Origin of the sequence: Sphingomonas longa (assembly GCF_016892685.1) — a bacterium.
In the GTDB taxonomy this organism is placed as follows: Bacteria; Pseudomonadota; Alphaproteobacteria; order Sphingomonadales; family Sphingomonadaceae; genus Sphingomonas; species Sphingomonas longa.
This window is the reverse complement of record NZ_JAFEMC010000005.1, coordinates 320614-330798: the sequence shown is the minus strand read 5'-3', so window position 1 is coordinate 330798 and position 10185 is coordinate 320614. Positions and strand designations below refer to the sequence as shown.

8 protein-coding genes are annotated in these 10185 nt (G+C 64.1%); 3 read left to right on the top strand and 5 right to left on the bottom strand.

Annotated elements, in window-relative coordinates:
- The first annotated feature begins 532 nt into the window (after window positions 1-532).
- Window positions 533-1534, top strand: a complete 1002-nt coding sequence (locus ILT43_RS16865) for a hypothetical protein (protein ID WP_204200155.1) — start codon at window positions 533-535, stop codon at window positions 1532-1534.
- Between the two features lie 512 nt (window positions 1535-2046).
- Here the strand turns inward: ILT43_RS16865 and ILT43_RS16860 are convergent.
- The 5 genes from ILT43_RS16860 to ILT43_RS16840 form a co-directional block, all read right to left on the bottom strand.
- Complete coding sequence (locus ILT43_RS16860; RefSeq protein WP_204200154.1) at window positions 2047-2292, bottom strand: hypothetical protein; 246 nt, start codon at window positions 2290-2292, stop codon at window positions 2047-2049.
- Window positions 2293-2335: 43 nt separating this feature from the next.
- Window positions 2336-2860, bottom strand: coding sequence for an SMI1/KNR4 family protein (locus tag ILT43_RS16855; protein ID WP_204200153.1), 525 nt, complete (start codon window positions 2858-2860; stop codon window positions 2336-2338).
- Window positions 2861-2902: 42 nt separating this feature from the next.
- Complete coding sequence (locus ILT43_RS16850) at window positions 2903-3478, bottom strand: DNA/RNA non-specific endonuclease (protein WP_204200152.1); 576 nt, start codon at window positions 3476-3478, stop codon at window positions 2903-2905.
- A gap of 224 nt (window positions 3479-3702) precedes the next feature.
- Window positions 3703-4341: an outer membrane protein gene (locus ILT43_RS16845; RefSeq protein ID WP_204200151.1), complete on the bottom strand. Its 639-nt coding sequence runs from the start codon at window positions 4339-4341 to the stop codon at window positions 3703-3705.
- Between the two features lie 273 nt (window positions 4342-4614).
- On the bottom strand, window positions 4615-5361 hold the full coding sequence (locus ILT43_RS16840; protein ID WP_204200150.1) for a FadR/GntR family transcriptional regulator: 747 nt from the start codon (window positions 5359-5361) through the stop codon (window positions 4615-4617).
- A gap of 185 nt (window positions 5362-5546) precedes the next feature.
- Here ILT43_RS16840 and manD point away from each other — a divergent pair, with 185 nt between their 5' ends.
- Together manD and ILT43_RS16830 are read left to right on the top strand one after the other, a co-directional pair.
- A complete protein-coding gene (gene manD / locus ILT43_RS16835; protein ID WP_204200149.1) occupies window positions 5547-6758 on the top strand; it encodes a D-mannonate dehydratase ManD in 1212 nt (403 codons plus the stop codon).
- Window positions 6759-6903: 145 nt separating this feature from the next.
- Window positions 6904-10146, top strand: coding sequence for a TonB-dependent receptor (locus ILT43_RS16830; RefSeq protein WP_204200148.1), 3243 nt, complete (start codon window positions 6904-6906; stop codon window positions 10144-10146).
- The last annotated feature ends 39 nt before the right edge of the window (window positions 10147-10185 follow it).

Below are 10185 nucleotides of genomic sequence, written 5' to 3'. Positions count from 1 at the left end.
GCGGGGTGGAGCAGCCCGGTAGCTCGTCAGGCTCATAACCTGAAGGTCACAGGTTCAAATCCTGTCCCCGCAACCAACACACCAGACCAGCAGCCAACCAAACCGCCACGACCGTCCGCATCAGCACAACGCTGCCGCCGGACTTTTAGCGTTCGGGTCTGACACTCTCCAGCATTGGCATTGTATCCGGCCAGTACTCAGGTGGTAGGCGCCTGTAGCCCGTGACAATGCTCCTCCGCGCCCCCCCCCGGGGGGGGGGCGATCAGCCTTACGTCTAGCATAGCTGGTAACAGCCCGAGTGCGGCAATACTCCTGAGTGAACCGGCTCTGCCCGTAAGATCAGGGTCGCTCTAGGTTTGTGCTCAACCTCTGACAGTGCCTTCGAAGCACAGGAGTCACGAAACCCGGAGAAGTGTCGATCGCCGTTAGATGGCGAGTAACTGACGACGATGTAGTCCTGGAAAATCCGTACGCCGTTGGATTGGTACACGCCCCTGTTGCGCAGTCGTGCGACCGGGTCCAGCATGCTCGCATGTCACGCCGTGCCGAACAGATCATCCTCCTCGACGAACGTCTTCTTGAAGCCGATGTGGTAGCCGCGCGACGATGGCTGCGCGGCGGCATGGCCGCACTCTCGGGCAGGCATGCGCTTCTGGGTGCCCTTGCGCTGTACGGGGTTTGGGCCGCAGTCGGCGCGTACAAAGGGATATTTGGCCTTCCCTCCGGGGGCGGCGAGGTGGCCACCGATGCGACGCCTCTGCTGGGTTTGGCGGTATATTGCACATTGGCCATAGCGTGCGTGCTCGGCATGTTCCTCCTCCCCCGATGGGAGATGCCGCCCGCGGCCGGGGGTGCGTCGCGCCACCTCATGCACATACGAATGGCGGCCTGCGCCTCGGCCATCCTGATGGTGCCTTGGATCGATCCGCGACTGCCGCTCGCCGTGGTCCTCGTCCCGCTGGTCGCCGCGAGCGCATGCCGTCAATGCGAGATCGAAACGGGAGGCATCAGTCCCTCCGCGCTTCTGGCGAGGCTCGTGCTCCAAGGCACATGGGCGTTCGTATCAATGGTGTGGCTCGTGCTCTGGTCCGACATCTGGCTCCACGTGGCTATCTTCTGGATCCCCGAAGCGACATCCGGCGCGACGCCGCTCGTTATGCTGGCAATCGTGTCCGCCGGCTGCATCGTGCAGTCCGCTATGCGCCTCGCCGACCGACGCTGGCCGATCAGTGGCCTCGCATGCGTCGCGGCCGCGCTCTGCCTGGCAAACCCCGGTATTCCGGGGCTCGTCGGCGGCGCGCTATACGTCATGAAGGCAGGCGGCGGCCACTTCGACATCGAGGCATCGGCCGCTGGCCAGCCGGTCTGCGACATGGGGGCCCTGGGCCGCCACTATTACGTACCGGCAGGTCGAGACGGTTGCACACTGGAGAGAGCAACCAGAATGGTGAAAATGCTTCGGGATATGCCTGACGGACGACGTACCACGTTCCTGTTGACCCATCGCGCCAAAGCCGATCGTGCGGATCGGTAGCTCGGCCGCCGGCATTTACCCGCCGATATCTCGCGCGAGCCGCTCTCTGCTTCCCACCAACCCGGTGGTCAGAACCTCTTCGGAGTGTAGGTTCTTCATGATACAAGCTTGTGCTGGGCAGACTCGTTGGCTCACCTCCCTCCGCTAGTGATGCGCCGGCCGGTGTCGAACGAGGCATAGGCAGTGACCCGGCGTAGTGCTGCCCCGCGTCTGCTAGGCGTTCGATAGGAGCTTGGTTCCAGCCACGGCTGGTGACGCCCATATTTTGACGACGCTCTCTTCGGGATGCTCGCACCCTCCAGCGGCTGCGCGGACGCCGGCTCTGCCGATGCGCTTGGCCGTCCGGCGGCCGAGACTCCGGCTATGGTTGATTGGAAGAATGATTGGGTCGAGCGAACGGCGTGTTGCTTGGCGACAGCTATCGCCGAAAGAGACAAGCTACCAGATCGCGATCCGACGCTCGTAGGTGGGCATGCCGTCTCGCCAAGCGTTAATCGCCAGCGCGCATAGGATCAGACTGTCGCCTCGATAATCCGGGGTGACGGACAGGCGGTTCGCGCCACCGGCGCGGACGAGATCGAGCACCTCGGCGATGAGCCGTCGCGTTCCTCACGCGCGGTTGGCGGTACCAGCACGACATTCGCAGCATCGGCGACGCCGCCAAATTTTGCGGGCATCAGCAATATCGGCTCCAGCCGGCCCTCGTTCCGCAAATTCTCCGCTTCGGCCTTGGAGCGGATGGTGTCCCATGCAGCCACTGTGTGATTCTCCCATTCTTAAGGCTCTCCCGCACTGCGAGTTCTACTGTGCTTCGAATGCGATCGCATCGTTCGGGAAGTCATCAGGGAAGGCGGGGCAGCGAACGGTACGATCCAGTACTCCGGCCAGGAAACCGGTCAGGTCCTGATCCGTGGATGTGAAAAAGGGGCCGCGTGCCTCCTGTACCACGATCGTCCAATCGTCCGTGAGCCCCGTCGTGTTCCAGTGGAGCACATCGCCATTGTCGGTCATGCCTACCGCCAGTAACCCGCCGGGCTCGGGATAGCTCGCGAACGGGATCGTCTCTCCCGACGCCGCTAGTTCACACAAGACCTCGCGCTGCACGACTACCTGCGCGAGCAGATCGATCGTAACGTGACCGGCGCCCGGCACGAACACCCACAGGAAGCCCGCGATCCGCCCGACCCCGTAACGCTCCACGAAGGCCCGGTAATCCCCCGGCAGCGAGGTGCCGAGCGCAGCCTCCACCGCTGGCCAGTCGGTGGTCGACGGTCGGCGATCGTCGCCGGGCGGAGGCAGGACCGTACTCAGCCGCTCGATCGTCATCCGTCATCGCCTTCGATTAGGGTAGGGGCTTGTTCGCAGGGTTCAGCACCTAACATACCAGTCGAAACCACCCGTTCCCTGCGCATCCAGGGTGATGCCGCGCGGCACCAGTTCGTCGCCGAGGTAGATCGACGTGGGGAGGTAGTCCACCGCCTGACCACCCTCGACCACGCGGCGAATCTGGCCTTCGAAGCCGCTCATCACCGGGCTGTTGGCGGGCGCTTGCTGCAACGTTTCGAGGTTTTCCGTCAGGTCGCCCGATCCGCCGAGCTGACGCCCGAGCAGATGGCTGCGGGCCTCGTTGTGCAGAATGCCGTTGCCGCTCCAGCCGGGGGGCAGGATCGAAGCGTTGGCGTGCGTGCCCGCACCGATCATGTCCGGCGTGATGTGCACGGTCACGCCAGTCGGCCGGCCGAGATGGTCGAGCGCGCCGTAGGTGATCGACCCGCCATCGGGAAACGTTACGGTGCGCGGGGCCTGCAATGTCACGGACTCGCCGCTGCGCACGCCTGCACCGGCCACGTCGTCCATCCCGTAGCGGGCTAAGTTGCCGGCCTGATCGACGATCGCGCTGGACCGTTGGCCGAGCGCGGACAGGTCCACCGCGCTCGGGGTCACGGCGGCGGTGCCGATCCTGGGCTGGGTATGTGCGATCAGCCGTCCGGCGAGCTTTGAAATGGGCCGGTGACATCGTTCGCTCGTAGCCGCAGAGCTGCCCGATATCGTCCTCTACCGTCTGCTTGCCGATCGGCCCGCGGGGACGGCGGAGGACGTGCCGTTCGAGCGTAGGATCAGGCCGTTACGCGCTTGCAGACAGGATCCGTATCGTCCGCAGCTGCGCTTTAGAAGCGGATGCCAACGCCCGCGACGACCTGATGGCGTTCGAGATCAGCGGTAAAGCCGAAATCGCCATTGTCGAGACGGCCTGCGTTGTAGTTGGTGTAGACATATTCCAGCTTCCCGTAGACGTTGGCGCTGACATTCGCCTCCGCGCCAGCACCAAGGTGGAAACCGTCGAGATTGGGGCGGTACCGCAGGTTGTTCTGCGCGTCGTCGAAGTCGACGTAAGACGCCTTCAGCTTGCCGTTGGAATAGCCGCCTTTGGCATAGACCATCGTGCGTACGCCCAGCTGGACGCCGACCCGCGCCCCGGCGGTGATGTTCCGCCCGGCACGAACGCACGCTTCGTCGCGACCATAAAATTCGAAGCAGGACTTCGTGCTCGAACCTTCGAGACCTGCATAGACGCCGAGAATAATCGTGTCCTGCGGAACGTCGAACCCGATCTCACCGCCGTACACCACGCCACTCTTGCCCTGATTGGCCTCGATGTCATCCGTTTCTACGCTGGCGACCGGGCGATCCCAGCCCACGCGACCTTCGATGCGCACGCCGTCGAACGGCGATGTCGTACCCACATTTTGAGCGTAGGCCGGCGCAGCACCGGCGAGCGCGATCAAGGCCATTAAAACCGTCTTCATTCGTCATCCCTCTTCTGCCGCACCACGCGGCAAGGGCGGCGCCATTAATTGACCTGTCGGGAGTTGCAACTATCGGGAAACGATAGGGAAATCAGCCGGCCGCAGTGTTGCGCCAGAGCCGCAGCTGTGATGCTGAGCCTCCTTGCGCAGACAGGGTCAGAAAGGCGGACGTGACATGGCGTCACTCTCCGCGACCAGCATCGATCCGCCTGGCGAGCCGCGGGAGCGCCTTGCCGGAGGGGCCTGCGAACCGCCGAGGCCGGGAGGTCCGGTTCACGCGGCACGATGGCCGGCGAAGATCCGCTGGCGGAGATGCGCGCTGCGCAACCGCACGGCCGCGACTTCCTCGTTTTCCGTCTTTGCCAGAAGATGTTCGATCACGGCGTCGAGATGTCGGCGCATTCCGGCCCGCGCCAGATCCGCATCATGCGACCTCAACGCGTCCAGAATGGCGCGGTGCTCCTCGACGCGGAGCAGTTCGCCACCGCCCCGCGCGCGCTCGTGTATCGTCCTTGCAAGATCGCATCGATCGCGCATGGCCCAGAGATCGGCCACGACGGCGATCATTGCGCTGTTGCCTGTCGCTGCGGCGATGACGAAATGGAAATCTCGATCGGCCCGTTCGCTGACGGCGACATCCGGATCGGTCATCGTGACCAGCAACGCCTCCAATCGCGTGAGGTCGGTATCGCCGATGCGCAGAGCGGCCAACGCTGTCACTTCCGCCTCGATGCTGCGTCGGGCTTCGAGGAGTTCGAATGCACCGATGTCGAGCGTCTCGGCCTCCTGGCCGGGAAGGCGTAGCGCGGCAACATAGATGCCGGACCCCTTCCGCATCTCGACGACGCCCATCATTTCGAGCGCCACCATCGCTTCGCGAACGGTCGTGCGGCTGACAGCGTAGTGCTCAGCAATCTCGCGCTCGGTCGGCAGACGGCGGCCAATCTCGAATTCCCCAGCCGCAAGGCGTTGCAGGATGCCGTCGGTGATGCGGCGATAGAGTTTGTCGGATTGGGCCATGATGCCAACATTGCGTGTTCCGACCATCGGCGCAACGCTCTACTGACGGCACTAGCCACACATCGTGCCGTGATGTGACAGACCAAATCGCTTGACGTGTAGGTCCAAACGGCAACACATCGCGGGGCACGATGTCGGTCGCAGACATCGCCCGATCACGATGTCGTCTGGAGCCCCATTCCGCCATGCCCCGTATCGTTTCTGCCCGCGTCATCGTCACCAGTCCGGGGCGCAATTTCTTGACCCTCAAGATCACATGCGACGACGGTACCACCGGCGTCGGAGATGCGACGCTGAACGGGCGCGAGATGGCGGTGGCAAGCTATCTGTCGGAGCATGTCGTGCCGTGCCTGATCGGGCGCGACCCGCACCGGATCGAGGACATCTGGCAGTATCTGTACAAGGGCGCGTATTGGCGACGCGGGCCGGTGACGATGACCGCGATCGCCGCGGTCGACATGGCGCTGTGGGACATCAAGGGCAAGGTGGCGGGACTGCCGGTCTACCAGTTGCTCGGCGGAGCGAGCCGCGACGGCTGCATGGTGTATGCGCATGCCAACGGCACCACCGTCGCGGATACAATTGCCGTTGCGAAGGCCGAGATCGCAAAGGGATACAAGGCCGTCCGCCTGCAATGCGGGGTGCCGGGGCTTGCCAGCACCTACGGCGTGGCGAAGCCGGGGCAGCGCTACGAACCCGCCGACGCTGATCTGCCGGCCGAGAGCCGCTGGTCGACGGAGCGTTATCTGCGCATCGTGCCGGAGCTGTTCGCGGCCGCGAGGGAGGCGCTGGGCTGGGACGTGCACCTGCTGCACGATGTCCATCACCGGCTGACCCCGATCGAAGCGGGGCGGCTGGGCAAGGACCTGGAGCCATACCGCCCGTTCTGGATCGAGGACCCGACGCCAGCCGAAAACCAGGAGGCGTTCCGGCTGATCCGCCAGCATACGACGACGCCGATCGCCGTGGGCGAGGTGTTCAACAGCATCTGGGATGCCAAGCACCTGATCGAGCACCAGTTAATCGATTACATCCGCGCGACCGTGGTTCATGCAGGCGGCATCACGCACCTGCGCCGGATCGCCGCGCTGGCGGACCTGTATCAAGTCCGCACCGGCTGCCACGGCGCCACCGACCTGTCGCCCGTGGCAATGGCGGCGGCGCTGCATGTCGGTTTGTCGATCCCGAACTTCGGGGTGCAGGAGCATATGCCGCACACCGCCGAGACGGACGCGGTGTTCCCGCACGCCTACACCTATACGGACGGCATGATGCATCCCGGAGATGCGCCCGGACTGGGCGTCGAGATCGATGAGACGCTGGCAGCCGATTACCCCTATGCGCGCGCATACCTGCCCGTGAACCGGCTGGAGGATGGAACGCTCTTCCATTGGTAGCTGATGCTTCTTGGATAAGGTGTCATACACATACTTTAGATTGGACAGGTTGCCTGTTGACATGCGATTTCGGGTAGCGCTAACATAGATGCATCGCAGGACAGCCAGTTAATGGCTGCCAGCCGTTCCACAGGGGAGGACAACCATGACCCGATCAGCACTCCGCCACGTCGGCACGCCGCTCGCCCTCCTGCTGGGCACCGCCTCCTGGCCGGCCCTGGCGCAGAGCACGTCGACACCCCCGGCCGACCAGTCGGCTCCCACAGCGGCCTCCAGCAGCAGCGCCACGACGGTCCCCACGGCAACGACGCAGGACGGCGCCGGCAACACGGCTCCGACCGAAATCAACACGACGGACGGCGCAGCGGCCGATCCCTCGGCGACCGGCAATCAGGATATCGTCGTCACCGGCTATCGCGCATCGTTGCAGAGCCAGGCGAACGCCAAGAAGAACTCGATCGGCTTCACGGATACGATCTTCGCCGAGGATATCGGCAAGTTCCCCGACACCAACATCGCGGAATCGGTCAACCGCATCCCCGGCGTCACGATCAGTCGCGAAGTGACGGGCGAGGGTGCCAATGTCGCGATCCGCGGGCTGGGTACCAATTTCACGCGCGTGCTGCTCAACGGCGCGCCGGTCGCGATCGCATCGGTCCGGTTCGACGCGCAGAGCACCAATCGCGAGGTCGATCTCGATCTGATCCCGACCGAATTGTTCACGCAGTTGACGGTGAGCAAATCACCCATCGCCAGTCAGCTCGAAGGCGGTGCCGCGGGCACGGTCAATCTGCGGTCGGCGCGGCCGTTCGACAATCCCAAGCCGTATCTGAGCTATGGCTTGCAGGGATCGAAGGTCAGCACGGCCGATAAATGGGGCTATCGCGGCTATGCGCTCGCCAGCGCCACGTTCGGAAATTTCGGCATCCTGGTCGGTGGCGCCGCGGTCAAGAACCGGTTCCAGGTCAACGGGTATGAAACGATCGGCTTCACCAATCCCAACCTGACCGCCGCGCAGAGCAGTTCGGGCACGCGCAACGCGACGGGTGGCGGTAACTTCACGATCCCGGCGACGGTCCCTGCCAACGCCGGCAACGGATTGGTCCCGGGCACGGTCATCGACCAGGCGTTCCTGTTGGCGCGCAATCCGGGCGCGACGATCGACCAGATCGACAACGGGCTGCTGCCGCGCCTCAGCCGCCCGCGGACCGAGATCGGCGAGCGGACCCGCTATAACGGGCTGGTGTCGCTCGAATGGCGGCCGAGCGACGACCTTCATTTCTACGTCGACGGCATGTACGCCAAGCGCAACACCGATTTCGACCGATCGGCGATGAACTGGGCGGTCCGCAACGGCGCTGCGATCCCGTTGAACACGACCTACGACAAAGCCGATTGCGCGGCTGGCTGCACGGTCACCGGCGGCACTTTCGCCAACTCCCAGTTCTTCCTCGAATATCGTCCGTACCGTGATCGTCAGGATTACTGGGGCGTGAATCCGGGGATGGAGTTCACCGTCAACGACTCCATCAAGGGCGATCTGCAAGCCAATTACACGAAGAGCAATTTCCGTCGCGAAAGCCCGACGGTGCTCGTCATCACGCCGCCCAGCAGCGGCGTGACGGTGAATTACACGAACGACGGCGGCATTCCGTCGGTGACGACGAACGTCGACCTCAACAATCCCGCGAGCTTCGGCTGGGCGGGCGGCGGCCGCGTCAACCTGAACGGCGAAGAGCGCGATACGGAAACGAAGGGTATCCGCGGCAGCCTGTTGTTCGGCGACGAGAAGCGCTTCAGCGTTCGCGTCGGTGCGGCGTATGACGATGTCAGCCGTCGCATCACGCCGTTCGATAACACCAACCCGTGGCAGGCGGCGATCTGCGGCAACAATCCCAACGTCGTCCTGCCCGGCCCGAACCGGCAACCGCTGTGCGACGGCGCCAATCTTCCCGGCTCCGCGGCACCTCCCGGCTATCCCACCTACGCGGCTTACGGCACCGGCTTCTCGGCTGGCGCGCCGCCGCTGGTCTATGCGGGTTCCCTCATTCCCACCGCAGCGGTCGGCAGTTACCTGCTGCCCGGCCCGAACGGCTTCGTCACCGTCGATTGGGACAAGTTCAAGGGCGCGACGAATTACGACGCGCTCCTGGCCGGAGCGACGGAGACGGGGGCCGGCAGCAGTGGTGCCAATGGCGGCCTGATCCGGGAAAAGGTGACGGGAACGTTCGTCGAGGCGAACGGCATCTTCGATATCGGCGACGACGACACCATCCGGTTGAACGGCGGCGTCCGTTACGTTCGTACCCAGCAGATCGTGGGTGGGCGCACCACCATCCCCGATCCGCGCAACACGCGTGGCGGGGTGACGTGTCCCGGTGTCAGCCCGGGTTTCGCGCTGGATGGGTCCTGTTATCCGGTGCAGGTGAACTTCACCGAGACGAACCGCCTCTATTCCAACTTCCTGCCGTCGGCGAGCGTCGCCTACAGCTTCGGCACCAAGGCCGTCGCGCGCGGCTCGATCTCGCGGACCCTGACGCGACCGGACCCGAACCAATTGCTGCCGGGCGCGAGTTTCGTGCAGCCGTCGGCGGACGTCGGCACGCTGGGCAACAATGCCCTCAACCCGTACATCTCCGACAACCTCGACCTTGGTTTCGAATATTACACCGGGGGTGAAGGCGTCATCGCGTTCGCGGCGTTCCGCAAGTCGATCACGGGTTTCACGGTCAACGGCCTGACGACGGTGCCCTTCTCGACATTGGAGCCGTTCGGGATCACCTTCGGATCGCTGACGCAGGCGCAGCAGCAGGCCTTGATCGACCGTGTCCGGGGAACCGGCGTCGCGCCCGAACAGGCGTTGATCCAGATCCAGCAGCAGGTGAATGCGGACGGCAAGCTGAAGGTCAACGGACTGGAGTTCCAGCTGACGCAGCCGCTCGACTTCCTGACCCAGTATATCGGCGTTCGCGGCTTCGGTTTTCAGGGCAATCTGACGCTGATCGATCAGAAGGGCGAGGGGGCCGGTGCGCCCGCGATCGCGTTGGGCGTGGCTCCGACGACCTATACGCTGACGGGCTATTACGAAGGCAACGGCCTCTCTACCCGCCTGACCTACACCTATAACGAGGGATCGCAGGGTTCGTCGCTGAACCAGAACGGTATCCCGGCAGCGGCGATCTTCGGGCGCGATTACGGGCAGCTCGATTTCTCCGGCAACCTGGATCTCGGCAAGATCCTGGGCAACACGTATCTGCCGACGCTCGTCGTGAACGTGATCAACATCACGAAGGAAGCGCAGTCGAGCTACTTCCAGTTCAGCAACGCGACCTTCAACGAATATAATCCCGGTCGAACGCTGCTCGTCGGCATCCGTGGCCGGTTCTAGGATCCTTGGAACCTCTCCCAAGGTACTTGCAGGGGCTGG

Coding starts and splice junctions, on each gene's coding strand:
- ILT43_RS16830 (WP_204200148.1), top strand. CDS start 6,904: ATGACCCGATCAGCACTCCGCCACGTCGGCACGCCGCTCGCCCTCCTG.
- ILT43_RS16865 (WP_204200155.1), top strand. CDS start 533: ATGTCACGCCGTGCCGAACAGATCATCCTCCTCGACGAACGTCTTCTT.
- ILT43_RS16845 (WP_204200151.1), bottom strand. CDS start 4,341: ATGAAGACGGTTTTAATGGCCTTGATCGCGCTCGCCGGTGCTGCGCCG.
- ILT43_RS16840 (WP_204200150.1), bottom strand. CDS start 5,361: ATGGCCCAATCCGACAAACTCTATCGCCGCATCACCGACGGCATCCTG.
- manD (WP_204200149.1), top strand. CDS start 5,547: ATGCCCCGTATCGTTTCTGCCCGCGTCATCGTCACCAGTCCGGGGCGC.
- ILT43_RS16855 (WP_204200153.1), bottom strand. CDS start 2,860: ATGACGATCGAGCGGCTGAGTACGGTCCTGCCTCCGCCCGGCGACGAT.